This is a genomic window from Pseudomonas nunensis (genome assembly GCF_024296925.1).
Taxonomy (GTDB): Bacteria; Pseudomonadota; Gammaproteobacteria; order Pseudomonadales; family Pseudomonadaceae; genus Aquipseudomonas; species Aquipseudomonas nunensis.
In genome coordinates this window covers 4,578,826-4,604,697 of sequence record NZ_CP101125.1, presented here as the reverse complement: position 1 = coordinate 4,604,697, position 25,872 = coordinate 4,578,826, and the positions used below count along the sequence as shown (strand labels likewise).

Annotated in this window: 26 protein-coding genes; 13 read left to right on the top strand and 13 right to left on the bottom strand. The window is 61.0% G+C overall.

The features are described from left to right. Positions 1-8 precede the first annotated feature (8 nt). From NK667_RS20130 to NK667_RS20110, 5 genes are all read left to right on the top strand, one after another. Positions 9-1,658 carry a phosphoethanolamine transferase gene (locus NK667_RS20130; protein ID WP_054615846.1) on the top strand — a complete coding sequence of 550 codons (1,650 nt, stop codon included), beginning with the start codon at positions 9-11 and terminating at the stop codon, positions 1,656-1,658. 71 nt (positions 1,659-1,729) lie between these two features. Further along, the gene (locus NK667_RS20125; RefSeq protein WP_054615845.1) at positions 1,730-2,392 is read left to right on the top strand and encodes a class I SAM-dependent methyltransferase; all 663 of its coding nucleotides are present in this window, start codon (positions 1,730-1,732) and stop codon (positions 2,390-2,392) included. Between the two features lie 123 nt (positions 2,393-2,515). Further along, positions 2,516-3,649 (top strand): ribonuclease D, encoded by a 1,134-nt coding sequence (rnd, locus tag NK667_RS20120; protein ID WP_054055164.1) that lies wholly within the window; start codon positions 2,516-2,518, stop codon positions 3,647-3,649. Then, positions 3,646-3,939, top strand: a complete 294-nt coding sequence (locus NK667_RS20115; RefSeq protein WP_054055162.1) for a YcgL domain-containing protein — start codon at positions 3,646-3,648, stop codon at positions 3,937-3,939. The genes rnd and NK667_RS20115 overlap by 4 nt, the downstream gene beginning before the upstream one ends. 119 nt (positions 3,940-4,058) lie before the next feature. Beyond that, entirely contained in the window at positions 4,059-4,991 is a 933-nt protein-coding gene (locus NK667_RS20110) for a D-2-hydroxyacid dehydrogenase (RefSeq protein WP_054615844.1), read from the top strand. A 126-nt stretch (positions 4,992-5,117) separates the two neighbouring features. Here the strand turns inward: NK667_RS20110 and NK667_RS20105 are convergent, their stop codons facing one another. Continuing rightward, positions 5,118-5,711, bottom strand: a complete 594-nt coding sequence (locus tag NK667_RS20105) for a nitroreductase family protein (protein WP_054055158.1) — start codon at positions 5,709-5,711, stop codon at positions 5,118-5,120. A gap of 280 nt (positions 5,712-5,991) precedes the next feature. On the opposite strand from NK667_RS20105, the gene NK667_RS20100 reads away from it, so the two are divergent. After that, the gene (locus tag NK667_RS20100; protein ID WP_054055155.1) at positions 5,992-6,441 is read left to right on the top strand and encodes a YcgN family cysteine cluster protein; all 450 of its coding nucleotides are present in this window, start codon (positions 5,992-5,994) and stop codon (positions 6,439-6,441) included. A gap of 111 nt (positions 6,442-6,552) precedes the next feature. After that, on the top strand, positions 6,553-7,782 hold the full coding sequence (locus NK667_RS20095) for a hypothetical protein (RefSeq protein WP_054615843.1): 1,230 nt from the start codon (positions 6,553-6,555) through the stop codon (positions 7,780-7,782). A gap of 103 nt (positions 7,783-7,885) precedes the next feature. On the opposite strand, the gene NK667_RS20090 is transcribed toward NK667_RS20095, so the two are convergent. The 5 genes from NK667_RS20090 to NK667_RS20070 form a co-directional block, all read right to left on the bottom strand. Beyond that, on the bottom strand, positions 7,886-8,263 hold the full coding sequence (locus NK667_RS20090) for a YgaP family membrane protein (RefSeq protein ID WP_054615842.1): 378 nt from the start codon (positions 8,261-8,263) through the stop codon (positions 7,886-7,888). 77 nt (positions 8,264-8,340) lie between these two features. After that, on the bottom strand, positions 8,341-8,811 hold the full coding sequence (locus NK667_RS20085) for an RNA methyltransferase (protein ID WP_054055178.1): 471 nt from the start codon (positions 8,809-8,811) through the stop codon (positions 8,341-8,343). Between the two features lie 243 nt (positions 8,812-9,054). Beyond that, entirely contained in the window at positions 9,055-10,464 is a 1,410-nt protein-coding gene (locus tag NK667_RS20080) for an efflux transporter outer membrane subunit (protein WP_054615841.1), read from the bottom strand. Beyond that, positions 10,448-11,614: an efflux RND transporter periplasmic adaptor subunit gene (locus tag NK667_RS20075; RefSeq protein WP_054615840.1), complete on the bottom strand. Its 1,167-nt coding sequence runs from the start codon at positions 11,612-11,614 to the stop codon at positions 10,448-10,450. Before NK667_RS20075 ends, NK667_RS20080 begins: the two co-directional genes overlap by 17 nt. After that, a complete protein-coding gene (locus tag NK667_RS20070) occupies positions 11,604-14,825 on the bottom strand; it encodes an efflux RND transporter permease subunit (protein WP_054615839.1) in 3,222 nt (1,073 codons plus the stop codon). Before NK667_RS20070 ends, NK667_RS20075 begins: the two co-directional genes overlap by 11 nt. Before the next feature lie 227 nt (positions 14,826-15,052). Between NK667_RS20070 and NK667_RS20065 the strand changes: the two genes are divergently transcribed. Next, the gene (locus NK667_RS20065) at positions 15,053-15,457 is read left to right on the top strand and encodes a PA0061/PA0062 family lipoprotein (protein WP_054615838.1); all 405 of its coding nucleotides are present in this window, start codon (positions 15,053-15,055) and stop codon (positions 15,455-15,457) included. Positions 15,458-15,611: 154 nt separating this feature from the next. Then, positions 15,612-16,022, top strand: coding sequence for a PA0061/PA0062 family lipoprotein (locus tag NK667_RS20060; protein WP_054615837.1), 411 nt, complete (start codon positions 15,612-15,614; stop codon positions 16,020-16,022). A gap of 169 nt (positions 16,023-16,191) precedes the next feature. On the opposite strand, the gene NK667_RS20055 is transcribed toward NK667_RS20060, so the two are convergent. The 4 genes from NK667_RS20055 to NK667_RS20040 form a co-directional block, all read right to left on the bottom strand. Continuing rightward, positions 16,192-16,875: a response regulator transcription factor gene (locus tag NK667_RS20055; protein WP_054049014.1), complete on the bottom strand. Its 684-nt coding sequence runs from the start codon at positions 16,873-16,875 to the stop codon at positions 16,192-16,194. A gap of 248 nt (positions 16,876-17,123) precedes the next feature. Next, entirely contained in the window at positions 17,124-17,978 is an 855-nt protein-coding gene (locus NK667_RS20050; protein WP_054615836.1) for a hypothetical protein, read from the bottom strand. A 353-nt stretch (positions 17,979-18,331) separates the two neighbouring features. Next, a complete protein-coding gene (locus NK667_RS20045; RefSeq protein WP_008153129.1) occupies positions 18,332-18,703 on the bottom strand; it encodes a YajD family HNH nuclease in 372 nt (123 codons plus the stop codon). Between the two features lie 48 nt (positions 18,704-18,751). Beyond that, complete coding sequence (locus NK667_RS20040) at positions 18,752-19,438, bottom strand: spermidine synthase (protein ID WP_054616303.1); 687 nt, start codon at positions 19,436-19,438, stop codon at positions 18,752-18,754. Between the two features lie 88 nt (positions 19,439-19,526). Here NK667_RS20040 and NK667_RS20035 point away from each other — a divergent pair, with 88 nt between their 5' ends. Then, positions 19,527-19,817, top strand: coding sequence for a hypothetical protein (locus tag NK667_RS20035; protein ID WP_054615835.1), 291 nt, complete (start codon positions 19,527-19,529; stop codon positions 19,815-19,817). Here NK667_RS20035 and NK667_RS20030 read toward each other — a convergent pair. Both NK667_RS20030 and NK667_RS20025 read right to left on the bottom strand, forming a co-directional pair. Then, entirely contained in the window at positions 19,814-20,287 is a 474-nt protein-coding gene (locus tag NK667_RS20030; protein WP_054049022.1) for a cyclic nucleotide-binding domain-containing protein, read from the bottom strand. The genes NK667_RS20035 and NK667_RS20030 overlap by 4 nt on opposite strands. 187 nt (positions 20,288-20,474) lie before the next feature. After that, positions 20,475-22,544, bottom strand: a complete 2,070-nt coding sequence (locus NK667_RS20025; RefSeq protein ID WP_054615834.1) for a S9 family peptidase — start codon at positions 22,542-22,544, stop codon at positions 20,475-20,477. 323 nt (positions 22,545-22,867) lie between these two features. On the opposite strand from NK667_RS20025, the gene NK667_RS20020 reads away from it, so the two are divergent. The 3 genes from NK667_RS20020 to NK667_RS20010 are packed head-to-tail and all read left to right on the top strand — an operon-like array spanning position 22,868 to position 24,729. Continuing rightward, complete coding sequence (locus NK667_RS20020; protein WP_054615833.1) at positions 22,868-23,365, top strand: hypothetical protein; 498 nt, start codon at positions 22,868-22,870, stop codon at positions 23,363-23,365. Between the two features lie 32 nt (positions 23,366-23,397). Continuing rightward, positions 23,398-24,174 carry a class II glutamine amidotransferase gene (locus tag NK667_RS20015; protein WP_054049027.1) on the top strand — a complete coding sequence of 259 codons (777 nt, stop codon included), beginning with the start codon at positions 23,398-23,400 and terminating at the stop codon, positions 24,172-24,174. Between the two features lie 12 nt (positions 24,175-24,186). Next, the gene (locus tag NK667_RS20010) at positions 24,187-24,729 is read left to right on the top strand and encodes a DUF2937 family protein (protein WP_054049029.1); all 543 of its coding nucleotides are present in this window, start codon (positions 24,187-24,189) and stop codon (positions 24,727-24,729) included. A gap of 194 nt (positions 24,730-24,923) precedes the next feature. On the opposite strand, the gene NK667_RS20005 is transcribed toward NK667_RS20010, so the two are convergent. Continuing rightward, the gene (locus tag NK667_RS20005; RefSeq protein ID WP_054049034.1) at positions 24,924-25,838 is read right to left on the bottom strand and encodes a LysR family transcriptional regulator; all 915 of its coding nucleotides are present in this window, start codon (positions 25,836-25,838) and stop codon (positions 24,924-24,926) included. Between the last annotated feature and the right edge of the window lie 34 nt (positions 25,839-25,872).

The following is a 25,872-nucleotide window of genomic DNA, read 5'->3' as shown; positions in this document are numbered from 1 at the left end:
CCATCCGCATGTTGAAATTAAAAGCCGTGCGCCCCGAGTGGGTGACACTGATTGCCAGCGCCTTTTTATTGGCCGGATTCAATCTGGTGCTCTGGCAGCACCTGTTCGAAATCACCGCCACCAACGCCCAGGGCATTGCCATGCGCGTGGCGTTTGGCGTGATGGTGCTCGGCGCCTTCAACATTGTCCTGACCCTGCTGGCGTTCCGGCCCGTGCTCAAGCCAGTGCTGACGTTGATCTTCATGGTCAGCGCCGGCGTGGCTTACTTCATGAGCCAATATGGCGTGCTGATCGACGCCGGTATGTTCCGTAACTTTGCCGAAACCAATGCCACGGAAGTTCGCGACTTACTCTCGATAAAGTTGTTGGCTTATATTGTCGTGCTGGGTGTTTTGCCAACGTGGTTATTGTGGAAAACACCGATCAGTTATCGCGCCTGGCACCGTGACCTATTAAGTAAAGTATTGGTGAGTGTTGCTTCCGTGGCCGTCATCGGTGGTGTAGCGCTGGTGAACTATCAGGGCCTGTCGTCGTTGTTTCGAAATCACCATGAATTGCATTTGATGGTGGTGCCGAGCAACTACATCGGCGCCTCGATCGGTTATCTGCGAGAGCAAGTCGCCTCGGCGCAACAGCCCTTCGTCAAGATCGGTGAAGATGCGCGCAAAGACCTGAGCTGGCAGACCCACGGACGCAAATCCCTGACGGTGCTGGTGGTTGGCGAAAGTGCCCGGGCCGAGAACTTCGGGGTCCTCGGTTATGAGCGCGACACCACGCCTAAACTCAGTAAAGAAGCCGGGCTGATTGCCTTCACTGACGTGCACTCCTGCGGCACGGAAACGGCGGTGTCGGTGCCGTGCATGTTCTCCAACATGGGGCGCAAGGATTACAACGCTAGCAAGGCGAAGAACGAAGAAGGCCTGCTGGATGTGCTCAAGCGTGCCGGCCTGGACGTAATCTGGCGCGATAACCAGTCGGGCTGCAAAGGCACCTGCGACCGGGTCACCATCGATGATGTCAGCAACTTGAAGGATCCGGTGTTGTGCTCCAGCAGCGAATGCCGCGATGAAATTCTCCTGCAAGGTTTGCAGCACTTTATCGACACCCTGGATAAAGACACCGTGCTGGTCCTGCATCAGATGGGCAGCCATGGCCCGGAATACTTCAAGCGTTACCCCAAAGAGTACGAACACTTCACTCCGGTTTGTGAAAGTAATGCACTGAACAATTGCAGCCGCGACAGTATCGTTAACGGCTACGACAACACGCTGGTGTACACCGACCACGTGCTGTCGACCCTGATTGATTTGCTGCGCAGCAACCAGGACAAAGTTGATACCGCGATGCTCTACCTGTCCGACCATGGGGAATCCCTGGGCGAGTACAACCTGTTCCTCCACGGCACGCCTTACATGATGGCGCCGGAACAACAGAAACATGTGGCCATGCTGGCGTGGTTCTCCGACAGCTATCAAAAGTCGTTCGCGGTAGACACCCATTGCCTGCAAATGAGCCGCGACCAACCCTTGAGCCAGGACAATCTGTTCCATTCGATGCTTGGTCTGCTGGAGGTCGACAGCAAGGTCTACAACCCTGAACTCGACATGTTCGCCGGCTGCCGCGCACCGATCATCGATGGCGTGCTGGCAAAAAAGTGAGTGCTTCGACTTATTTTTCACGGACCAGTCGCTAACCTGCGGCCGGTAGATATTTTAATAAGAGCCCGTATATGTCCGCGTTGCCCCCATCCGCCGTCGAGCTAGAGTTCGCCCGGCGCTACGATCAGGAACACGCTCGCGTCTGCTTGCAGCCGCAGCCCCGTGGCCTGGCCGGACGCCTGGCGTTCTGGCGCGCCGAGCAATTGGTGCGCAACGCCCTCAAGGTCGCCGGCGAGCCTGGATTGTTGCTGGATGTGGCTTGTGGCGCCGGGCGTTTCTGGCCGGTGCTGGCGGAGCACGGCAATCGAGTGATCCTCGCGTCGGATCCGTCCCAGGACATGCTCGATCACGCCCGTACCCATCACCCGCAGCAGTTGCTCAAGCGAATCAAGACCTTTCAGAGCTCGGCGTTCACCCTCGATTTGTCGGCGAACGCGGTGGATTGCATGATTTGCATGCAATTGTTTCAACATATCGCCAGCCCCGACCACCGCTTGGCCATGCTCGGGGAATTCCACCGCGTCAGCCGTGACACGGTGATTGTCGCGGTGCGCCTGCAAAGCCGCTTCGGGCGCCGGCCATCCGCCGCTGATGGCTTTGAGCCCCAGCCGCTGCCGGGCAAGCTGTTGCTGGAAGCCGAGTTCAGACAGGCGGGTTTCAGCCTGCTCAGTCATCAGGACTTCTTTCCCGGTTGCGCGCGGATGCGGGTCTACGTGTTGCGTAAGACCGGTTAACCTCCCTTCGTCAGACATTTCTTGCCTTTAAGCAGGTCTTTTCGCTAAAGCTCTTGTTCAGTGGATGCGCGGAAATCGCCGGGGGCGATATATACTGCGCGCCATTCTTCAAGGGAGAGCCGTGTGGCCATCGATATTCACTGGATTCGCGACAACGATAGCCTCGGTCAGTTTTGCGCCGAGTGGCAGCAGCTGCCGTTCGTTGCCCTCGACACCGAATTCATGCGGGTCGACACCTTTTACCCGATCGCAGGCCTGCTGCAGATTGGCGATGGCGTACGCGCTTACCTGATTGATCCGCTGACCATCGACAACTGGCAGCCATTGGCCGCGTTGCTGGAAAACCCGGCCGTGGTCAAAGTCGTCCACGCGTGCAGCGAAGACCTCGAAGTCCTGTTGCGCCTGACCGGCAGCCTGCCGGCGCCGCTGTTCGACACGCAACTGGCTGCCGCTTACCTGAACCTGGGTTTCTCCATGGGTTACTCGCGACTGGTCCAGGAAGTGCTCGGCATCGACCTGCCCAAGGGCGAGACCCGTTCCGACTGGCTGCAACGCCCGCTGTCCGACACCCAGATCAGCTACGCCGCCGAAGATGCGCTGCATCTGGCGGAGGTGTACGTACGCCTGCAACCAAAACTGTCCGAGGACAAATACAACTGGGTGCTGGAGGACGGCGCCGAACTGGTGGCCAACTTGCGCCGCGAGGTCGATCCGTACGAGGTCTACCGCGAAGCCAAGCTCGCCTGGAAACTGTCCCGTGCCCAACTCGCAGTACTGCGTGAGCTCTGCGCCTGGCGTGAACACGAAGCCCGCGCCCGGGATCTGCCGCGTAACCGCATCGTGCGTGAGCATTCCTTGTGGCCGCTGGCCCGCACGCAACCGGACAACCTCGGTGCGCTGGCGAAAATCGAAGACATGCACCCGCGTACCGTGCGCCAGGACGGCGAATTCCTGCTGGACCTGATCAAGCGCTCGGCCAGTGTGTCGCCGGATCAATGGCCGCCCGCTGTCCCGGAGCCATTGCCCGTGGACGCCGCGGTGCTGGTCAAGCAACTGCGGGCCCTCGGCCAGGCCGAAGCCGAACGCCTGAACATTGCGCCAGAACTGATGCTGCGCAAGAAAACCCTGGAAGCGCTGCTCAAGAGCGGCTATCCCAACGGTCCTTACCAATTGCCTGATTCGCTGCGTGGCTGGCGCCGCGAATTGATGGGCCAGGCGCTGCTCGACAGCCTGGCCACCGCCGGAGAACAGCCTTGAAACGTATTTGCTCCATTTACCGCAGCCTGAAGAAAAACGAGATGTACCTCTATGTGCTCAAAAGCGATGCACTGGAGCGCGTCCCGGAATCGCTGATGGCGGCGTTCGGCAAGCCGCATCACGCCTTTGACCTGGTGCTGAGCCCCGAGCGCAAACTGTCGCGCGAGGACATCACCGTGGTCCTGGCAAACCTTGAAAAACAGGGTTATCACTTGCAAATGCCGCCGGCCGAGGACGAGTACATCGAACACTTGCCCGAAGAACTGCTGCGTCGCAACGACCCGATGTGATCGGCAGACAGGTTCTGTTCAGAACCTGTGTGAAAGACTGGAATGATTTTTATGATGGCCGCGGCGATGGAGCGATACTCCGTCCGCGGTCGTCTGCACTGTTTTGAAAGGTTTGAGCCATGCGCGTTCTGATTGCTGAACACGACCACCCTGTGTACGCCCAACTGCTGCGTCAGGCAGCGCCCGAGCTGGAAGTACTGACCAGCGGCGACTCCGCCGAACTGGCGCGTCAGGCCGCCGATTGCCCGATCTGGCTCGGCCAGCCCGACTTGTTGGCCAACCTGCTGCGTCAGGGCCACCAGCCACAATGGCTGCAATCGACCTGGGCCGGCATCACGCCGCTGCTAGCCGACGGCTTGCCACGCCACTATCGCCTGACCCGGGCGGTGGGGATTTTCGGCCAGGTCATGGCTGAATACGTGTTGACCTACATGCTCGGCCACGAACGCGAGGTGCTGGCGCGATTGGTCAGCCAGGTCGAGCGCAAGTGGGACAGTCGCCAGGGCCAAAGCCTGGCGGGACGCAAAGTGCTGATCGTCGGCACTGGCGACATCGGCCAGACCGTAGCGAATTTCCTCGTGCCGTTTGGCGTCGAGTTGTATGGCATCGCCAGCGAAGCCCGCGAGCAGGCACCGTTTGTTGAAGTGGCCGCGCTGGCCGACCTGCCGCGACTGGTCGGTGAAGTCGATTACGTGATCAACCTGCTGCCGAACACGCCTAACACTCACGATCTGTACGACGCGGCGCTGTTCAAGCAATTCAAGCCAACCGGCGTGTTCATCAACGTCGGACGCGGCGTGGCAGTGGTCGATGCAGACCTGGTGGAAGCCTTGAAAGAAGGGCATCTGGCGGGCGCGGTAATCGACGTCTGCCGTCAGGAACCTCTGCCGCAGCGGCATCCATTCTGGACTGCCTGGGGCCTACTCCTGACCGGCCACAGCTCGGCTCCCACCTCGCCAACGATGATGGTGGACCTGTTCGTCGAAAACCTGCGGGCGTATCAGGCGGGCGAAGCGCTGCGCGGCGAAGTGGACTTCAACCGCGGTTACTGAACCCACCGAAACCAAAATGTGGGAGCGGGCTTGCTCGCGAAAGCGGTCTGTCAGTCAACATCAATGTTGAATGTGCCGGCCCCTTCGCGAGCAAGCCCGCTCCCACAATTGTTTTTGCGGTGTGGTTTAGAGGGTGAAGTCGCCTTCAGCCGCGAGTTCGCTCAGCGGACGGCGCGGGCTTGGTTCTTCGCGGGCTTGCAGGTATTCCGCCAGGGTCGCTTTATCGCCCAGTTTGCCCACGGCAACCGCCGCGTGCAGCGCATAACCTTCGGGAATGTTCAGCTCCTTGCGGGTCAGTTCCTGGTCGAAACCGGCCATGCCGTGGGTGTGCCAGCCGCTGATACTGGCTTGCAGCGCCAAGTGGCCCCAGGCCGAGCCGGTGTCGAAGGTGTGCCACAGCGCCGGTGTTTCTTCGGTGGCGCCAGGCGCGGTGAAGGTGGTTTTCGAGATCACGATCACCAGCGCCGAGGCGTGTTGCGCCCAGCCGCGGTTGAACTCATTCAGCAGACCCAGGAAACGCTCCCAGTTCGGCGTGTCGCGGCGCGCGTAGAGAAACCGCCAAGGCTGCGAGTTGTAGGCGGACGGCGCCCAGCGCGCGGCTTCGAAGAAGCTCAGCAGCGTTTCTTCCGGAATGGCTTCGCCGGTGAAGGCCCGTGGCGACCAGCGATCAGTGAACTGTGGGTGGATGGCATATTCGGCAACGCGTGGATTGGCACTCATGCAGAGGTTCCTTGCTACGTTTGGGTCAGGGAGTCGAAATAAAAACCAGCGGCCACAGTTGAGCTGAGCGATGAGGTTTTTCGAGCCGTGGCAGTTCACCGGAATGCAACGCGGTTGCGCGTTAATGGCCTTCAGGTTTGGCTCGTTGCGACTGGCAAAGCTACTTCGTGGCGCCAAAACTGACAAGTGAAGTTCTACCGACAGTCGCCAGCGCTTGGCCCGCAAGGCCTTGGGCACTAGACTGGCGGCCTTTTCACCACCTGATGTTGATGCTTGAGCCATGGCCGCCACAGTCGAACCGTTCTGGAAACGCAAAACCCTCGATCAACTCGATCCGCAGGAATGGGAATCGCTGTGCGACGGCTGTGGCCTGTGCTGCCTGCAAAAGCTCGAAGATGAAGAAGACAACAGCGTCTACTACACGCGCATCGCCTGCAAACTGCTGGACCTGAACACCTGCCAGTGCACCGATTACCCGAACCGTCGCGACTTCGTCCCGGACTGCATCCAGCTCACGCCGGGCAAGGCCGAGGAGTTCCAGTGGCTGCCGCCGACCTGCGGTTATCGGCTGGTCAGCGAGGGCAAGGACCTGCCGCTGTGGCATCACCTGGTGTGCGGCGACCGCGATGCGGTGCACCACGAACGCATTTCCCAGTCCGGGCGCATGCTTGCCGAAGGCAGCGTGCCGGAAGACGATTGGGAAGATCACCTGATTTTCCGGGCGGGCTAAAGGTCCACCGCTATTGTGGTGGTGGCTTTTGTGGCGAGGGAGCTTGCTCCCGCTTGAGTGCGCAGCACTCACCCAATAAATAGGCAGTGATTATTGCCACAAGGAGTGTGTATGGCTGGGGGATTGCGGCTGGCATTGGCCGTCGGGGCGTTGGCCCTGAGTTCGTCGGTGTGGGCGGCGAAGAAGGTCGATCTGGATTACCACGTGCGCCTGTTGCCGCAAAGCGATCAGGCCGAAGTGCGACTGACGCTGGCCCAGGGCTCTGCGGTGCGCAGCCTCGACTTCGACCTGGGCGATGGCAGCCACTACAGCGACTTCAAGGCCGACGGCGAATGGCAACTCACGCCGGGCAAAACCGCCCGTGGCGTCTGGCGCCCGGCCGCCGACAAGGCCAGCCTGACTTACCGCGTACGCATTAGCCACGGGCGCAAGAACGGCAGCTTCGACACGCGGATGACGCCAAACTGGGCGCTGATGCGCGGCGACGACCTGGTGCCGGCGGCCAAACTCGATCAGCAGGACGGCATCGAACTGGCATCGCGCCTGGAATTCGAATTGCCCAGCGGCTGGAAAAGCGTCGAGACCGCCTGGCCGCGTATCGGCAAAAACACGTTCCGCATCAACAACGTCTCCCGACTGTTCGACCGGCCCACCGGCTGGATGCTCGCCGGCCACCTCGGCAGCCGCCGCACACGCTTGGGCGAAACCGAAGTCACCGTCGCCTCGCCAGTGGGGCAGGGCATGCATCGCATGGACGTGTTGACGCTGCTGACCTTTGTCTGGCCGCAAGCCCAGGCCGTATTCCCACGCCATCCAGGCAAACTGCTGATCGTCGGTGCCAACGACCCGATGTGGCGCGGCAGCCTGGCGGCGCGGGAATCGATCTACCTCAACAGCCGTTTGCCACTGGTCAGCGAAAGCGGCACCAGTGTGCTGGTGCGCGAACTGGCTCAGGTGTTTGGCCGGGTCAACGACAAACAACATAGCGAATGGATCAGCGAAGGCCTGGCCGAGTATTACGCCATCGAACTGGTGCGGCGTGCTGGCGGCATGAGCGATGAGCGCTATGAGAGTTTGCAGAAGAAATTGGCCAAGGACAGCCAGAAAGTGACGACGCTGCGCGGTTCGCAGGTCAACCCGGCGCAGATTGCCAGGGCAGTGTTGTTGCTACAGGAGCTCGATCAGGAGATTCGCATCAAGACCCGCAACAAGCGGTCGCTGGATGATGTTCAGCGCGGGGCGATGCATCTGGAAAGCGTGGATACCAAGGAGTTTGTCCAGCTCGCCGAAAGCGTGATTGGCGAGCCCTCCAAAGTCCTCGATACCGAGTTGCTTCAGTGAGATCGCCTTCGCGGGCAAGCCTCGCTCCTACATTGGGTTGCATTTCAAATGTGGGAGCGAGCTTGCTCGCGATGGGGCCCTAAGCCACGCCGCAATATCCGGATCAAACCCCGGTTTTCGGCGACTTCAACGAATCATTCCCGGTAACGGTCGCTGTCTTGGTCGCCGCTTCCGCAGCCGCCTTCAACTGATTCAACTCATCACCCGCCCGCTGAATCTTCGCCCGCACGGTGTTCATGTCCTGACGGCTTTTCTCCAGCAGGCTTTTCACCGAGCTGTGCCCGGTAATGCCACGGGCCAGGGCCACGCCGCCGATCGCCACTTGAATCAAACCGAACACGCCGCCGCGACGCAGGCCTTTGCCCATCATCACCACGCCGCCGGCCAGGGAACCAATGCGCTCCCAGCCCTCGACATTCTGTTCGTGACGAGTCTGGAACGGGGTGGATTCGATGCGTTCTACGCGTTTGAGTTCGCTCATGATCTATCTCCAGGCAGGGAAGGATAGTAAAGCTGACTGCCGAAGCGGGCCGCTTGTTCCATCGGATGTGCGGCGATTCAGCGGAATTTCGGACCGGATCGGGTGTTCAGCCCTTTGGCCATGCGGTCGTAGAGCACGACGTTGACCGTGGCCGCCAGGTTCATGCAACCGGTGGTCGGGATGTAGACCACGTCTTCGCACCAGTCGCGGATCTCTTTATCCAGCGAGCCGTCTTCCGGGCCGAAGATATAGAGGGCGCGATCCGGGTGGGTGTATTCCGGCAGCGAGCGCGCGCCTTCGACCAGTTCCACGGCCACCGGCACGCAGCCCAGGGGCAGGATCTTTTTCAGGTCGTCGATGCCGATCAGCGGGATGTCGTAGTGCACACGCTTGGTGTCGGTGACGAAGTCGGCGGCGCGATCATAGCGCTTGCCGGTGTAGAACACCGACGCCACGCCATAACAGCCAGCGGCGCGCATCACCGAACCGACGTTCTCCGGTGATTTGGGGTTATACAAACCAATGCAGCTGTACCGTTTGTCTGCCACGAGCGGGGTGCCTTCGGGAAAAAGAGGGCGATTATACGGGGATTGCCGCAGGGTGGTCAGTTTGTAGATTGATGGTGCCAGTGCGACGCTTTCCTTGTAGCAGCTGGCGAAGCCTGCGTTCGGCTGCGAAGCAGTCGCAAAATCAGACGGCGCGTTATTCCAGTTAAACCGCGTTATCCGGGTTTACGACTGCTGCGCAGCCGAACGCAGGCTTCGCCAGCTGCTACAGGGGATGTTTTGTATTCAGATGTCGCCGCTCCAACCCCCACCCAACGCCACCACCAACCCGACACTCGCCTGCAACTGCCGCGTCTGCAACGTCTGCAACCGCCGCTGCGCCTGCAACGCCGAGGTCTGCGCGGTCACCACATCCAGATAATTCACCGCCCCGGCCTCATAGCTGTTCATCGCCAGCGTCTGGGTCCGTTGCGCCGCATCGACCGCCGCCTGCTCATCCTCTGCCTCCCGTTGCAGATCCCGCAGTTGCCCGAGGTTGTCCTCAACCTCCCGCACCGCCCGCAGCACCTGACTGCGGTAATGCGCGGCGGCTTCTTCGAATTCGGCCTTGGCCTGGCGTTCGTTGGCGTCGAGGCGGCCGCCATCAAAAATCGGCAGGTTGACCAGCGGCCCCAGCGCCCAATAGCGATTGCCGGCGGCCAATAGATTGCCGCTGCCAGCGGTTTGACCGCCGAGCAGGCCGGTCAGGCTGAAATCCGGGTACCACGCGGCACGGGCGACGCCGATATTGGCGTTGGCGGCGAACACCCGACGTTCGGCGGCGGCGATGTCCGGGCGGCGTTGCAGCAACGTGCTCGGCAGTGCGCTGGGGACCGAGGGCAACGCCAATGGCTGATCGCTGGCCTGGAGCCGGAAAACACTCGCAGGCTCACCCACTAGTTCCCCCATCGCATGCTCGGCCAGATCCCGTTGCGCGCGCACATCGTCGAGTTGCGCCCGGGCCTCGGCCAATTGACTTTGCGCGCGGGTCAGGTCCAGTTCGGAGGCGATGGCGCCTTCATAGCGGTCGCGGGTCAGTTGCAGCGCCTGGGTGTAATCATCGAGGGAACTGCTGAGGATTTTGTTTTGTGCATCCAACCCATTCAGCTGGATGTACAGCGTCGCGAGCTGCTGTTGCAGGCTCAACCGCGCGGCGGCCAAGTCGTCCGCCGAAGCCTGGGCCTGGGCATCGCCGGCCGCCACCTGATTGCGAATTCGCCCCCACAAATCGAGGTCGAAACTCAGCGCAAACCCCGCAGTGTCGCTGTTGTACACCGACGGCTGATTACTGCCGCGCAACGGTTTGCCGTCCGACTGCCGTTGGCGCAACGGCTGGGCGCTGGCGGTGATTTGCGGGAACAACCCGGCATGCAATTGACCGGCATACGCTTGCGCCGCATCAAAGTGCGCGAGGGCTGCCGCCAGGTCCGGGTTGGCCTTGAGCAGTCGCTGTTGCAGGTCGTTCAGCCGCGAGTCCTGATAAATCTGCCACCAGTCCGGGCTCGACTCCTGAGCTTTGGCCAGGTGCCACGGCCCATCGCTGGTCTGCTCGCGATACTGCGCCGGCAAGTCGATAACCGGCGCCTTGTACGCCGGCGCCATTGAACACCCCTGCAACGCCAGCGCCATGATCAGCAGCTCAAGCCTTGGGCGCATGCACACCTCCAGCGTCGGCCAGTTGCACGGTATCGCCTTCACGCAGGGCATCCGGCGGGTTATCGACGACCCGGTCCGCAGGCTTCAAACCCTGATCGATCACCAGCCGCTCACCCAGATCCAGGCCGATATGAATGTCACGCAAATGCACGTGGTTATCCGGATCAAGCACCGCCACTTGTGTGCCTTGAGCGCGGAAGATCAGCGAACTCGCCGGAATGCTCACGCCATGGGTGTCTGCCGGAATCTGCAAAGTCGCCTCGGCATAGTCGCCGGGCAACAACGCGCCATCCGGGTTATCCGCGACGAACTGCGCGAGCAAAGTGCCGGAGCGTCGGTCAACCGCTGTGGAGTCACCAATCAACCGCGCACTGAAATGCTCGCCGGGATGTTCCGGAACGATCAGCTCGGCCTGCATGCCGGGGCGGATCACGCTGGCGTAGTTCTGCGGCACCGGCACGTAAAGGCGTAGTTGATGGGTGTCGGCGATGTCGAACAGCTCTGGGTCGCTGTCGTTATCAGCCTTGATCAACTGGCCGATATCGGTGTTGCGAGCGGTGATGGTCCCGGCGAACGGCGCGCGAATAGTTTTGTAATCTTCCAACGCCGAGAGCCGCGCGTAATCGGCGGCGGCCGCATCCGCGTTGGCCTTGGCGGCGGCAGCGTTGGAGCGTTTTTCATCGGCCTCCTGACGCGACACCGAATGCGTCGCCAACAGGTTTTGCCAACGGCTGGCGGTGGTTTCGGCCAGGCGTGCATTGGCCTGTTCCTGGATCAGCCGCGCATGGGTTTGCGCCACTTTCTGATCGAGGTCCGGGCTGTCGATCTCGGCCAGAATCTGCCCGGCCTTCACCTGGCTGCCGATGTCGGTTTTCCAGTCCTTCAAATAACCGCTGACCCGCGCATGAATCGGCGCCTTGCTCCACGCTTCCAGATGAGCCGGCAGGCGCAGGTTGTCGCCGTGCACATTCTGTTGCGGCTGGAACACGCTGACCAACGGCATGGCGGCGGTTTCGGTCCAGGCCGCCACGGCTTTCTCGTGGCGGGTGCGGGCGGCCAGACCGTTGGCCACCAGCAACGCGGCCAGGGTCAGGCCGCCGACCCCCACCCACATCAGGCGTTTGCGCGACGGTTTTTGATCAGGCGACATGAGAGCTTTCTCCAACAACAGTACGAGATGATTGGCGTCCGTGAACCAGGCTGAACACCACCGGGACGAACAACAAAGTGGCGGTGGTGGCGAGGATCAGGCCGCCGATCACTGCCCGGCCCAACGGCGCGTTCTGTTCCTCGGACAGGGCCAGCGGCAACATGCCGATGATCATCGCCAGGGCGGTCATGCACACCGGCCGAAACCGCGTGTAGCCTCCTTCGAGCGCAGCCTTGAGCGCATCGCCGTGTTCGGCCAGGCGTTCACGACAGAAACTCACCACCAGAATCGAGTTGGCCGTGGCCACGCCCATGCACAGGATCGCCCCGGTCAGGGCCGGCACCGACAGCGAGGTGCCGCTGAGAAACAGCATCCAGACAATCCCGGCCAGCGCAGCGGGCAGGGCGGTGATGATCACGAACGGATCAACCCAGGACTGGAAATTCACCACGATCAGCAAGTAGATCAGCACCACCGCGCCGAGCAGGCCGAAGCTCAAACCGCTGAACGCTTCATGCAGCGCATCGATCTGCCCGTGCAGGCTGATCACCGCGCCTTTGGGCCGCATCGAGGCCGTGTCATCCAGCACTTTCTGGATGTCCTTGGCCACGCCGCCGAGGTCGCGGCCCTGCACGTTGGCGTACAAATCCAGGGTCGGCATGATGTTGTAGTGGCTGACCACCGCCGGGCTCTGCACCCGGGAAATGCTCGCCAAACCACCGAGGATCTGCGATTGCCCGTCACTGCCAGTCACCGGTAAGGCCTCCAGCGACGGCAGGCTGTCGAGGCGATATTGCGGGGTGGCAGCGACTACGCCGTAGGACACGCCGTTGGCCGGGTTGAGCCAGAAGGTCGGCGCGGTCTGCGAGCTGCCGGCCAGCGACGCGACCATGCTGTTAGTCACATCGCGCTCGGTGATGCCCAGGCCATTGGCGCGCAGTCGATCAACGTTGACCTGCAACGACGGATAACCGGTGGACTGCTGGATGCGCAGGTCAGCGACCCCGGCCACATGTTGCAGGCGCCGCTCCAGTTCCACGGCGTAGGCGCGGTTCGCCTCGTCGTTGGGTCCGGAAATTTTCACGTCCAGCGGTGCCGGTGCGCCGAAGTTGAGGATCTGGCTGCTGATGTCCGCTGGCAGGAACGCAAAGTGGCTGCCGGGAAAACTTTCCGGCAAGGCTTCACGCAGACGCTTCACGTAATCGGCGGTGGGGCTGTGATCGGCCTTGAGGCTGACTTGGATGTCACCGTCCTGCGGGCCGATGGTGCCGCTGTTGCTGTAGGCCATGTCGATGCCGCTCAGCGGGATGCCGATGTTGTCGACGATGGTGTCTAGCTGTTCCGCCGGAATGATCTCGCGAATCCGCGCTTCGATGCGGTCGAACGCCGCCGCGCTTTCTTCGATCCGCGTACCCAGCGGCAAGCGCACATGCAGCGACAGTGCGCCGGCGTCGGTAGCGGGGAAGAAGTCCTCGCCCAGACTCGGCAGCAGCGCAAAAGAGGCGAGCACACAAGCGAGGAAGCCGATCAGGAATCGCTTGCGGTATTCCAGCGCCAGCTCCAGCAAACCGAAGTAGGTGTCCCGCAGGTTGGAGAAATGCCGCTCGAAACCCTGCTGGAAATTCAGCACCCGTTGCAGCAATGGATGATGGGTTTTGCGGTGCTGCTCGCCTTCATGATGGTTGATGAATTCATCTTCCGGGTGATGTCCCGGACCTTGTTCCGGCCTGTGCGGTTTCAGCAAAAACATCGCAAGGGTCGGCACCAACGTGCGCGACAGAATGAAGGAGCTGGCCATGGCAAAAATCACCGCCAGCGCCATCGGCCGGAACAGGTAACCGGCGATGCCTTGCAGCAGGAACATCGGCACGAATACGATGCAGATGCACAGCAGCGAAACGAAAGCCGGGCCGACGATCTGTTTCGCGCCGTCGAGAATCGCGGTCTTCACCGCTTTGCCTTGTTCCAGGTGCCAGTTGATGTTCTCGATGGTCACCGTGGCGTCGTCCACCAGAATCCCCACCGCCAACGCAAGGCCACCGAGGGTCATCACGTTGAGGGTCTGGCCGCTGGCGGCGAGCAGGGCGATGGCCGACAGCACCGCGAGCGGAATCGACGCGGCGATGATCAGCGTAGAACGCCAACTGCCGAGAAACAGCAGGATCATCGCGCTGGTCAGCAACGCCGCGATGATGCCTTCCTTGGCCACGCTGCCCACCGACTGTTTGACGAACACCGAGGCGTCGCCCAGCAATGAAGTCTTGAGCGACGGCGGCACGGTTTCGTTGATGCGCGGCAGCATCTGGCGAATGCCGTCGATGATCGACAGCGTGGAAATATTGCCGTTCTTCAGCGCCGGCATCAGCACCGCGCGACGGCCGTCGACCCGCACGATGTTGGTCTGCGGCGGCGAGCCGTCGCGCACATGGGCCACTTGGCCGATGGTGATCAACGCGCCGTCGACGGTTTTGATCGGCAGGTCGTTGAGTTCGTCGATGGCTTTCGGGCTGTTGTTCAGCAGCACCGTGTATTCGTTGGGCCCGAGCTTGGCGGTGCCCACCGGGATGATCTGGTTTTGCGCCGCCAGCGCGTTGCCGACGTCCTGCGCCGAGAGGCCTTTGGCGGCCAGCGCTTGAGGGTCGAGGTCGAGGGTGATCTGCCGTTGTTTGCCGCCCATTGGCGTCGGGATTGCGAGGCCTGGCACTGAGGTTAGCGGCAGGCGGATGTTGTTCTGCACCAGGTCGCGGATCTTCGCTTCCGACAGGGTCGGGCTGGAGAACGCCATCTGCAAAATTGGCACGGTCGAGGCGCTGTAGTTGAGGATCAGCGGCGGCGTGATGCCCGGTGGCATTTGTTTGAGCACGGTCTGCGACACCGCCGTGACCTGGGCGTTGGCGGTGCGGATATCCACGCCGGGCTGGAAGAAAATCTTCACGATGCCCATGCCCGGCAGTGATTGCGACTCGATGTGTTCGATGTCGTTGACCGTGGTGCTCAGGGAACGCTCATAGGTGTAAATCACTCGCCCGGCCATGTCCTGCGGCGCCAGGCCGTTGTATTGCCAGACCACCGCGATCACCGGAATACCGATGTCGGGAAACACATCGGTGGGTGTGCGCAGGGCCGCCATGGGCCCGATGATGCAGATGAAAATCGCCAGCACGATAAACGTGTAGGGCTTGAGCAGTGCAGTCTTTACCAGCCCGAGCATGCCGTAAACCTCCGAGGTCTTGAAGTGCAATTGCCGGGCAGTCTTGCGGTTGTTACTTAAAGATTTGCCTTCATGGGGATGAAGAAATTTTTAAGCATTTGCTGAATATCCTTTCATGCGGATTCATTTGTCCGCAGCGCTCTAGCCCGCCACTCTTCACCTCAAGCCGAGTGCCCACCGCCACACCTGGCGGCGGTATCGGCGTCCATTTTACGAGGTGTTTTTCCATGACTTTCAAACCCCTGTTAATGCTGCCGGGCCTGAGCCTGGTGTGTTTGTTGTCGGCGTGCGCGGGACCGATGCCCAAGGCTGATCCGAGCGAAGCCTTTATTGGTCTGGAGCAACCGGGAAGTGCCGATTTGCTGGCGCAGCGGATCGATGGCCGGCAGGTGAATGACGGGCGCTATTTCGAGGTCAAGCCGGGGGCTCATCGTCTGGACATGACGTTGATCAGCGGCGCGGACGGCAATTCGCTGGACCTCAGTTGCACCGGGCACCTGAGCTACAGCGAGTTCAAGGCTGGCGAGCACTACCAGGTCAATGCATCGAGCGAGGGATTGAAGGCGGGTGTCAGCCTGATGGATTCCCACGGTAATCAGTTGGCGCAGAGCAGAGGCTTTAGGTGCTCCTGAGCCGGATGCAAAAACAAGCCCTGTGGGAGCGGGCTTGCTCGCGAAGAGGGCGTGTCAGTCGCCGTAAATGTTGACTGACCCACCGCTTTCGCGAGCAAGCCCGCTCCCACAGGGGGGATTGCGGTGTTTTCAAGATTTTAGGAAGGACATTCCAATGACACTTAAACAGCTGCTATTGATTCCCGGCCTGAGCGTAGTTTGTCTGCTGTCCGCCTGCGCCGGCCCGATGCCAAAACCTGATCCGGGGTTGGCCTGGATCGGGCTTCAGGAAGAGTCGCCGAATGACATGCTGGCCGAACGGGTGGATGGCCAACGCATCGATGACGGGCGCTTTTTTGAAGTGACGCCCGGTGCGCATGATCTGGCGGTGACGCTGTTCGAGATCCCGAGTGGTGATTCGAATCAGGAAGACTGCCAAGGCAGGGTCCATTACACGCAGTTCAAGGCGGGCGAGCACTATCAGTTGGTGGAGTCGAGCCTGGGCCAGGCCGTGAGCGCGCGGCTTGAGGATTCGCACGGTAAGGAAGTGGCGCAGACTGACGATTTCCAGTGCATGCCCGGCTAGCATTGTTGGCGACGAAACCCTTGTAGCAGCTGGCGAAGCCTGCGTTCGGCTGCGAAGCAGTCGTAAATACGGATAACGCGGTTTAACTGACACACCGCGCCGTCTGATTTTACGACTGCTTCGCAGCCGAACGCAGGCTTCGCCAGCTGCTACAGGGGTTGTGGTTTGCCTACAGCGGATCAGCAATCACATACCCCGACCCGCGCATCGTGCGGATCAATGGCGGCAAACCCGGCGGGTCGATTTTCTTGCGCAACCGGCCAATGTGCACGTCGATCAGGTTGGTGCCCGGGTCAAAGTGATAACCCCAGACCTCTTCGAAAATCATCATCCGCGACAGAATCTGCCCTGGATTGCGCATCATGAATTCCAGCAATTTGTATTCGGTGGGCAACAGGCTCAGCGGCTGATTCGCGCGGTTGGCCTCGTGGCTGATCAAGTCGAGTTCCAGGTCAGCGATGCGCAGGGTGGTTTCGAAGGTCTTGGCCGGGCTTTTACGTCGCAGCAGCACCTCGACCCGCGCCGCCATCTCGTCGGTGGCGAACGGCTTGGCCAGGTAGTCATCGCCACCGGCACGCAAGCCGCGCACACGTTCATCGACGTCGGAGAGGGCGCTGATCATCAGGATCGGTGTGGCCACGCCAATCGCGCGCAATGTGGTGACAATCGCCAGGCCATCCAGCTCGGGGAGCATGCGGTCGAGGGTGATCAAGTCGTAATTGCCACTGACCGCGCTCACCAGGCCTTCGCGGCCATTGCTCACCCAATCCACTTCAAAGCCGTGGCTTTGCAGCTCGGTGACGATTTCCTTGGCGGTCACGGCATCGTCTTCGATGGTCAAGATTCGGGACATGTCGGTTACCTGTTCAGAGTTCCGGATGTCACGATTTTGCCAACAAACGGTTAGCGGTTTGCTGAGGAAAGTTTCATGTGCGATACAAAGGAAATGCGCTATACCGCCAACACTTTTTAAAGCCTGCCTCAGTTCCCTGTGGGAGCGAGCTTGCTCGCGAAGGCGGTGGGTCAGTCGATATTAATGCTGTCTGACACGGCCCCTTCGCGAGCAAGCCCGCTCCCACAGGTTTTGCATTCGGCCTGGGATTACTTGGTTGCAGGGAGCATGGCTTTTAGCTTGTCCATCATCGCGCTGGCCGCGTTGGTGATCTTGTTGCCCTCCGGGTCTTTGCTCCCCGAGCCACTGGTGTCTACACCCGCGAGGATTTCCGCCAGATTGTTGAAGTGTCCGTCTTTCTTCTTGCCGCCGGCGGCCACATCGCCTTTGTCGTACTGAGCCAGCGCGTCCTGCAGGGTCTGGTGCTGGGACAACCATTCGGGTTTGGTCTTTTCCTCCGGGCTCATGTTGTCGAGGAAGTTCAGCGCAGCCTTGGCGCGACCGATCGGGTCATTGGCGAACGGGTCTTTCCAGTTTTTCTTTTGATCTTCCGGGCCGCTGTAGTGACCCGACGCCAACCGCGCCTGTTGCTGCATCAGCGCCTTGGCCGCTTCCTGCTCTTCGCTGGAAAACTTGCCGCCTTCATTGGTGGCTATGGCGTTCAGCGAACGACGATCCAGATCGCCCATCAACGCATTCTTGTCTTCAACGCTGCCGCTGTAAGGCTTTTCGCCGGCCTTCATCTGCGCGTACTTGTCGTCCATGCGTTTGCGCGCATCCACGGCTACTTCCGCGAAGGACTTGTCCTTGGAACTGGACACCGCGCCGGGTTGCGTGACGCCCAGCACCAGCGCGTCGGCGTTCATGCCCGCACGCACCGGAAAGTACGGCGCGTTGTTGCCGATCGAACCGCTGTAGTCGGTGGATTTTTTCGAGAGGCTGACCGCGTCATCGGTCTTGTCGTCTTTGGCGGCCTGCTCGGTGGCGCTGGTTTTAGCCTTGGCCTGGGCCGCAGCCTGATAAGCCACCATGGCGGGGCTGTTGAAGGTTGAAGTGACGTTCATCGCATTCATTGCCTGGCGTGTATTGATGCTGATACATCGCAAGAACAGTGCCAGCGGGGGGAGGGGGCGTTAGATGAAGGGTTTGTAGTGGTTTTGACATGTTTGTGATGCGGCAAGCTTGCCGGAAGCGGCAAGCATTTGCCGCTGGGAACACAAATCTCCCTGTGGGAGCGGGTTGTGGCGAGGGGGCTTGTCGGAATGCCGCATCACCCCGTTGGGCTGCGGAGCGGCCCTAAAACCAAACACCGCAGTCTTTTGTCAGATCCGCGGTGTCTGGTTTACGACTGCTGCGCAGCCGAACGGGGGCAAGCCCCCTCGCCACAGTTCGCTCCCACAGGGGATAGTGGAAACGGTCAGTCTTCTTTTTTCATCAGCCCGGCCAGCGCCGCGAACGGGTTGTGGGTGGCCTTGGCGATTTTCGGGCTGCTGAGGGAGCCTTCGTCGAAGTACTGCTGGTCGGTGTAGCGCGAGTGTTCGTTGTCGTGGCAATACAGGCACAACAGTTCCCAGTTCGAGCCGTCTTGCGGGTTGTTGTCGTGGTTGTGGTCGCGGTGGTGCACGGTCAGTTCGCTCAGGCGTTTGCCGGAGAATTCACGGGCGCAGCGGCCGCACACGTGCGGGTACATCTTCAGGGCTTTGTCGCGGTAACCCATTTCCTTGTCGCGCTGGTTGTCGGCGAGGATGCGATCCAGCTTCGAGGTATTGGTCGGGGTGGACGAACTCATGGGTTCACCTTTGTAGAAGACTAATGACGGTTATGAACAGAGTTTAGCTCAGCCCTTGAGCTTCTCGGCAATCCAGATCGTGTGGCGCGTGCCTTTGTTGCCGTGAGCGAAGACCTGGACTTCTTCAGCCCTGAAACCGGCCTTTTTCAACTTGTCGGAAAACTGCTTGTCAGCGCTGGCCGACCACACCGCCAGCACGCCTTTTGGCCGCAGGGCCTTGGCACAGGCGCTGAGGCCGCCGGATGAGTAGAGCCAGCTGTTGGCGCGCTGGGTCAGGCCTTCGGGGCCGTTGTCGACATCAAGCATGATCGCGTCGAAACCCTGGGGCTCGGCTTGCAGCACTTTGGCCACGTCTTCCATGCGGATCACGGTGCGCGGGTCGAGCAATGGGTTACCGGACTTTTCGCCCAGCGGCCCGCGATTCCACTCGACCACGCCCGGCACCAGTTCGGCGACCACGACTTCGGCGGTCTTGCCCAGGTGCTTGAGGGCGGAGGCGAGGGTGAAACCCATGCCCAAACCGCCGATCAACACGCGCGAGTTCGGCCGGCCGGCGACCTTGCGGCACGGGATCTCGGCCAGGGCGTCTTCGGAACCGTGCATGCGGGTGTTCATCAATTGCCCGCCGTCACCACCCTGGATCTTGATGACGAAATCCTCACCGTATTCGAACAGGCACAGGGCACCGCCGTTTTCAGGGATGGGGGCGGTGTCGAGCAGTACGAAACGTTTCATGGCGGGCTCTTGGAAAAAATTGGCATAAGGCAAACGGACGCGGTTGGGAGTAGCCTGCAAGCAGACAACAAGGCCAACGGAGCCATTGATGAAGCGCACCATTCTAACGGTCATTGCCTTGGCCGCGCTCTCGATAACTGCAGTGCAGGCCCAGGAGCAGCAAACCATCCCTACCAGCCCGGCGCCGATGTCCGGTTCACCCGGCACCGCGACGCCCACGCCGTACCCGCAGATCACCCCGACCAGCGTGCCCCGGACCGGGGTTGGCAGTGGCGGCCCGCCCCTTGTGCCGATCGAAATGCCCAGCCCGCCGACCAAGGACCAGCCGTTGCCGGGCCTTGAGCCGAACAGCACGAAAAACAAATCGCCCGGGGGTTAAACCTGTTGCGACAGTAGCTGCCCGTCGGCCATGCGCAGGCGTTTGGACAGGGAGACGGCGAGGGCGCGGATGATCTTGGCGGCGATCTTCGGTGCGTCGTTGAGCATCTTTTCCAGCGAGTCCTTGCCCAGGTTGAGCAACTGGCAATTGCTCGCCGCCACGCAACTGGCGGAACGTCGCTCGCCATCGAGAACGGCCATCTCGCCGAACGCCCGACCGCTGCGCAGGGTGGCCATGACCACCGTTTGCCCGTCGCTGTTGGTCTTCTGCACCGACACCTGGCCGGTGTGGATGATGCACATGAAGCTGCCGGCATCGCCCTCGTGGAAAATCTCTTCGCCCTGGGCGATGGTGCTGATGCTGAAATAACCGGAAGCGGCGGCAAAGTCGACCGGCAGCAGTTGATCGAACAGGCCGCAGTCCATCAGCCAGTCGCGGATTTCGTTGTTCAGTAAGGTCGGTTCTGACATGTCGTCACGGTCTTTTTTGTTTTTTGCTGATTGATGCTCATCCTCCTGTAGGAGCGAGGCTTGCCCGCGAAGGCAATGTATCAGCCAACATTGATGTTGGATCTTATGGCCTCTTCGCGGGCAAGCCTCGCTCCTACAAGGGTAGGTCGGCGTACGAGATTAAGACCGGTACGCCAAGCCAAGTTCCTCACGCAATGCGCAAAACCTGGAAAACAAATGCGTATTCGAGGGCTACGTCACGTAATCCCTGGTAACGCCCGCTCATCCCGCCATGCCCGGCGCCCAGTTCGGTCTTGAGCAGCAGGAGGTTGTCGTCGGTTTTGGTCGCGCGCAATTTCGCCACCCACTTGGCCGCTTCCCAGTACTGCACGCGACTGTCGTTGTAGCCGGCGATCACCAGAGTCGCCGGATACGCCTGGGCAGTCACGTTTTCGTACGGGGCGTAGGCCTTGATCCGATCATAGACGTCCGGCTCTTCAGGATTGCCCCATTCGTCGTATTCGGTGACGGTCAGCGGCAGATCCGGGTCGAGCATGGTGTTGAGTACGTCGACGAACGGCACCTCGGCAATCGCCGCCGCGAACAGCTCCGGACGCTGATTGAGCACCGCGCCGATCAGCAAACCCCCGGCGCTGCCGCCGCTGATCGCCAATTGCTGCGGGGTGGTGAAATCGTTGGCGATCAAATGCTCGGCGCAGGCGATGAAGTCGCTAAAGGTGTTGTGCTTGTGTTCCTGCTTGCCGGCGCGGTACCAGGCTTCCCCCAGTTCACCGCCGCCGCGCACGTGGGCGATGGCAAACGCCACGCCGCGATCCAGCAAACTCAGGCGCGCGTGAGAGAACCACGGGTCGAGGCTTTCGCCATAAGCGCCGTAGCCATACAGATACAGTGGCGTCGGCCTTGGCTTTCCGTTTTCGAGCATTGCTTCGCGCTTAACCACAAGGCTGATCGGCACTTGCGTACCGTCCGGTGCCGTGGCCCACAGACGTTGGCTGACGTAGGCATCGGCGTCGAACGGGCCGAGCACCGGGGTTTCCTTGAGGACTTTCTGCTCGCCGGTGGCCAGCTCCAGCTGACGAACCTGCGCCGGACGGTTCAACGCCTCGTAGCGCAGGCGAATCCTGTCGCTGACAAATTCAAGACTGTTTTGCACATGCAGGCTGTAGGCCGCGTCCGGCAATTGCACGCGATAAGGCGCCAGGCCTTGAGGGCGAACCTCGATGATCGGCAAGCCACCTTCGCGCAGGCTCAGGGTCACGGCTTCGACGTTCAGGCTCAGGCCCTCGATCATCACCGTGTCGCTGTGCGGGATCAGGTTCTGCCAGTCGGCCTCGGTCGGCGCCACGCCGGTATCGAGGGCGGTGTACAAGGCGAAGTTGATGCCGTCGCGGTTGGTGCGGATGAACCAGGTCCATTCGCCATTGAGGGCGCCGTGATCGACGTCGTATTCGTGATCCTCGACCCGTGGCGCCAGGCAGGTAAAGGCCAGATGCGGCTGGAAGGCATCGAGCACCCAGACTTCACTGGTGGTCTTGCTGCCCAGGGACAGCAGCAATTGCTGTTCGGAACTGGAACGGTAGCAATGCAGGAAGAAGCGGCCGTCCGGCTCATGGAACACTTCTTCGGCCGCCGTGCCGTCAAGGCGATAGCGCATCAGCTTGTGTGGGCGATGAGTGTCGTCCAATTCGCCGAAGAACAGCGTCACGCTGTCGTTGGCCCAGGTCATGCTGCCGTCGCAGTCCTGGAACTCCAGTTCGCTGACACGACCGTTAGACAATTCCTTCACGAACAGCGTGTAAATCTCGTCGCCCGTGGTGTCGAGGCTGTAGGCCAGGCGCTGGTGGTCCGGGCTGATGCTGAACGCACCGAGGGAGAAAAAGCCGCCATTGGCCAGCTCGTTCGGGTCCAGCAGCAGTTGTTCCTGGCTTTCGTCGATGACCAGGCTGTCATCCGTCGGGCGCGGGCAGCGGTAGTGGCGGGCGTATTCGTCGCCCGCCGTGGTGCGCGTGTAATACAGGTATGGGCCCCATGGGGAGGGGAGGGACAGGTCGGTTTCGAGGATCCGGCCCTTGATCTCTTCGAACAGGGTTTCGCGCAACCCGGCCTGATCGGCGGTTTGCGCCTCTTGGTAGCTGTTTTCAGCCTTCAGGTAGTCGAGCACCGCGTCGGTGTCGCGCTCCTGGAGCCAGGCATACGGGTCAACCCCATCGGCCTTGCGGGCAATCGGGGCGCTGGTGACGTTGGCGGATAAGGGCATGAATGGCTCTCGGACGATGGTCGGAAAAAGGGTTTCGCGGGTCTTGATGCCGCTGCAGATCCTTGTGGGAGCGGGCTGTGGCGAGGGGGCTCGTCGGAATGCCGCATCACCCCGTTCGGCTGCGAAGCAGTCGTAAACCAGACACCGCGGTTCTGACAAAAGACTGCGGTGTCCGGTTTTAGGGCCGCTTCGCAACCCAACGGGGGCAAGCCCCCTCGCCACACAAGCCCGCTCCCACAGGGGCTGCGCGTAGCCGACTGGTATTGGGACAAGCCGGACAGGCGAAAAGTCGTTACTATAAGCGCCTCTTTGCCTGCCTTGCCATGGACACCATGACCGAGAACGACTATCTGATCGCTTGGGGCCTCTACGCCTTTGCCGCTTTAGGCTGCCTGTTGGTGTGGATGCGCCTGACCCGCTGGATGTGGCGCTACCTGCGTGAGCCGCTGCGTTTGCTGATGGCGGTGTTGCTGTTCAGCCCGACCATCATCGACCCGGTGAAGGAAAAAGTCGCCCCGGCCATCGCTATTACCGCGCTGGACCTGGCGTTCAAAGTGGGCAACAACGCCTGGCGGGCGATTTCCGACCTGTTCATGTACGGCATGATCGCCTTCGGCCTGTACCTGGTTTTCGTGCTGATCCGCTTTCCCATCGAGCGCGCCGCCAACGCCCGCAAGGAACAGGCTGCCGCCGCCAAGGCCGCGATCAAGCCTGACGACTATGAAGACGAGCAACCGTTCGGCGTGGCCGGCGATGATCGCTATGGCCGTCCACCGATCCCGAACAACCCCCAGCGTTCGCGAATCGAACCGCGTTTGTAACTTTGCCCCTGCCTTTCAGCGAGAGTCCGAGCATGTGTGAGTTATTGGGCATGAGCGCCAATGTCCCGACCGATATCGTGTTCAGCTTCACCGGGCTGATGCAGCGCGGCGGGCGTACCGGGCCGCACCGTGACGGTTGGGGCATCGCCTTCTATGAAGGCCGTGGCCTGCGCCTGTTCCAGGACCCGGCGGCGAGCTGCGAGTCCGAAGTCGCGAATCTGGTGCAGCGTTACCCGATCAAGAGCGAAGTGGTGATCGGGCATATCCGCCAGGCCAACGTCGGCAAGGTCTGCCTGTCCAACACCCACCCGTTCGTGCGCGAATTGTGGGGGCGCAACTGGTGTTTCGCCCACAACGGTCAACTCGCGGACTTCGAACCGATCAAGAGTTTTTACCGCCCGGTCGGCGATACCGACAGCGAAGCGGCGTTCTGCGACTTGCTCAACCGCGTGCGCGCGGCGTTCCCGGAACCGGTGGAAATCGAAGAACTGCTGCCGGACCTGGTGGCCGCCTGCGCCGAATACCGCAGCAAAGGCGTGTTCAATTGCCTGCTCAGCGACGGCGACTGGCTGTTCTGCTATTGCTCGACCAAACTGGCGCAGATCACCCGTCGCGCACCGTTCGGCCCGGCGCGCTTGAAGGACGTCGATGTGATCGTCGACTTCCAGGCCGAAACCACGCCCAACGACGTGGTCACGGTGATCGCCACCGAGCCTTTGACCGAAAACGAAACCTGGACCCGCTACGAACCGGGCCAATGGAGCCTCTGGCGACGCGGTGAATGCGTCAGCCAGGGCAAGACCGAATAAGGACTTACCCCCATGTTGCTCAGTTATCTACGGCTGGTGTTGTTTGCGGCGGGCCTGTTGATCGGTGTCCAGGTGCCGGGGTTCATCAGCGATTACGCCAAGCGGGTCGAAGCGCACCTGATTGAGGCGCAGACCGGTTTGAGCGGGTTTCAGGGCACCGCCAATCAATTCTTCAAGGGTGATATGCAGGCCTTGGTCGCGCATTACCGAGCGAGTGAAGACCCGATCTTTCGCAGCGATGCCGACAGCCTGAGCAACCTGCTGACCCGCCAGATCGCCCTCGATAAACAGTTTCAGGCGATGCAAGGCCCGTGGTACATCCGCTTCCTGCAAGTGGCGCTGGCCGCTGATCCGGACATCCGCAAGGAAACCTGGAATGGCTACAGCTATCAGATTTTGCTGACCCCGGAAGCGATGATCTGGGGCATGAGCGGCGCGTTGCTGCTGTCGTTCGGCATTGAATGCCTGTTCCGGCTGATCGACTGGGTGGTGCTGGGCGGCAAACGCCTGCGCCAGAGCCGGCCGATCGAAGATCGGGATGTGCGGGGGTTGTAAGCCAAACCACAGACCTAAGTAGCAGCTGCCGAGCCTGCGAGGCTGCGTTCGGCTGCGGAGCAGTCGTCAATTCTGCCAACCGGGTTTACCTGAAAAACTGAGTCGCTTGATTTTGCGGCTGCTTCGCAGCCGAACGCAGCCTCGCAGGCTCGGCAGCTGCTACAAGGGGTTAGCCGGCCAAAACGATCAAAGGGTCAGCCGGCCAAAACGATGTAGCTTTCACCCACCTTCCGCGCATACCCCTCCAACACCTGCTGGCACAGCGTCACAATCTCCTCGACCCATTCCACGCCGACCCGCCACGACACCACCACCTGCAAATTCGGTGGCCGTTGGTCGATCGCCAGCAAGGTCAATTCCCCCCGCGCCAACTCTTCAGCCACCAAAACCGGCGGTAACGCGCCAATGCCAAAGCCGTCCCGCAGCAACCGGGTAATCGCCGACACCGAGTTAACGCAGTTCAGCCGTGGCGTCATCACGCCGTTGGCCTGCATCAGCGCCAGGACGTCCTGATGCGGATGGGAGTTTTTCGAGTAGGTGATGATCCGCTCGCGGGCCAGGTCGGCCACCCCGGAATACTCGCGGTTGTAGATGGAATTGCTGGCGACGATCCAGCCCATCGGGTGGCTGGCCAGTTCTAGGCTGCGCACGGATTCCTGGCGCAGCAAGTCGGTTTGCAGGATCAGGTCGAGAAAGCCTTTTTGCAGCTGATCGCAGAGGTTAAGCGACGTATCCGCCACCAGCTCGATTTCCACCAGCGGATAGTGATCCATCATCTGCGCCACCAACGGGCTCAGCCAAGTATGAATCACCGTGTCCATCACGCCGATGCGCACCCGCCCGACCTTGCTTGATCGGGTCTCGATCGACTGCTTGAGCGCCTGCATGGTGTCCATCATCTGCTCGGCGTATTCGAGCACTTTCAGGCCTTCCGGCGTCAGGCTCACACCGCGTGAATCGCGCAGGAACAGCTTCACCCCGAGCTCGCTTTCGAGCACCGCGATGCGACTGGAAATCGACGCCTGGGTGGTGAAGAGCTTGTCCGCAGTCAGGCGAAAACTCTTGAGTCGGGCGACCCAGACAAAGGTCTCGAGGAACTTCAAATTCATAGGATCTGCTCGGGGATAAAGAATTCTTATGTCT

Bases quoted from the DNA above. Each gene is read 5' to 3' on its own strand.
- NK667_RS20130 (WP_054615846.1), top strand. From the start codon at position 9: ATGTTGAAATTAAAAGCCGTGCGCCCCGAGTGGGTGACACTGATTGCC.
- NK667_RS20125 (WP_054615845.1), top strand. From the start codon at position 1,730: ATGTCCGCGTTGCCCCCATCCGCCGTCGAGCTAGAGTTCGCCCGGCGC.
- NK667_RS20110 (WP_054615844.1), top strand. From the start codon at position 4,059: ATGCGCGTTCTGATTGCTGAACACGACCACCCTGTGTACGCCCAACTG.
- NK667_RS20105 (WP_054055158.1), bottom strand. From the start codon at position 5,711: ATGAGTGCCAATCCACGCGTTGCCGAATATGCCATCCACCCACAGTTC.
- NK667_RS20100 (WP_054055155.1), top strand. From the start codon at position 5,992: ATGGCCGCCACAGTCGAACCGTTCTGGAAACGCAAAACCCTCGATCAA.
- NK667_RS20095 (WP_054615843.1), top strand. From the start codon at position 6,553: ATGGCTGGGGGATTGCGGCTGGCATTGGCCGTCGGGGCGTTGGCCCTG.
- NK667_RS20090 (WP_054615842.1), bottom strand. From the start codon at position 8,263: ATGAGCGAACTCAAACGCGTAGAACGCATCGAATCCACCCCGTTCCAG.
- NK667_RS20080 (WP_054615841.1), bottom strand. From the start codon at position 10,464: ATGCGCCCAAGGCTTGAGCTGCTGATCATGGCGCTGGCGTTGCAGGGG.
- NK667_RS20075 (WP_054615840.1), bottom strand. From the start codon at position 11,614: ATGTCGCCTGATCAAAAACCGTCGCGCAAACGCCTGATGTGGGTGGGG.
- NK667_RS20070 (WP_054615839.1), bottom strand. From the start codon at position 14,825: ATGCTCGGGCTGGTAAAGACTGCACTGCTCAAGCCCTACACGTTTATC.
- NK667_RS20065 (WP_054615838.1), top strand. From the start codon at position 15,053: ATGACTTTCAAACCCCTGTTAATGCTGCCGGGCCTGAGCCTGGTGTGT.
- NK667_RS20060 (WP_054615837.1), top strand. From the start codon at position 15,612: ATGACACTTAAACAGCTGCTATTGATTCCCGGCCTGAGCGTAGTTTGT.
- NK667_RS20055 (WP_054049014.1), bottom strand. From the start codon at position 16,875: ATGTCCCGAATCTTGACCATCGAAGACGATGCCGTGACCGCCAAGGAA.
- NK667_RS20050 (WP_054615836.1), bottom strand. From the start codon at position 17,978: ATGAACGTCACTTCAACCTTCAACAGCCCCGCCATGGTGGCTTATCAG.
- NK667_RS20045 (WP_008153129.1), bottom strand. From the start codon at position 18,703: ATGAGTTCGTCCACCCCGACCAATACCTCGAAGCTGGATCGCATCCTC.
- NK667_RS20040 (WP_054616303.1), bottom strand. From the start codon at position 19,438: ATGAAACGTTTCGTACTGCTCGACACCGCCCCCATCCCTGAAAACGGC.
- NK667_RS20035 (WP_054615835.1), top strand. From the start codon at position 19,527: ATGAAGCGCACCATTCTAACGGTCATTGCCTTGGCCGCGCTCTCGATA.
- NK667_RS20030 (WP_054049022.1), bottom strand. From the start codon at position 20,287: ATGTCAGAACCGACCTTACTGAACAACGAAATCCGCGACTGGCTGATG.
- NK667_RS20025 (WP_054615834.1), bottom strand. From the start codon at position 22,544: ATGCCCTTATCCGCCAACGTCACCAGCGCCCCGATTGCCCGCAAGGCC.
- NK667_RS20020 (WP_054615833.1), top strand. From the start codon at position 22,868: ATGGACACCATGACCGAGAACGACTATCTGATCGCTTGGGGCCTCTAC.
- NK667_RS20015 (WP_054049027.1), top strand. From the start codon at position 23,398: ATGTGTGAGTTATTGGGCATGAGCGCCAATGTCCCGACCGATATCGTG.
- NK667_RS20010 (WP_054049029.1), top strand. From the start codon at position 24,187: ATGTTGCTCAGTTATCTACGGCTGGTGTTGTTTGCGGCGGGCCTGTTG.
- NK667_RS20005 (WP_054049034.1), bottom strand. From the start codon at position 25,838: ATGAATTTGAAGTTCCTCGAGACCTTTGTCTGGGTCGCCCGACTCAAG.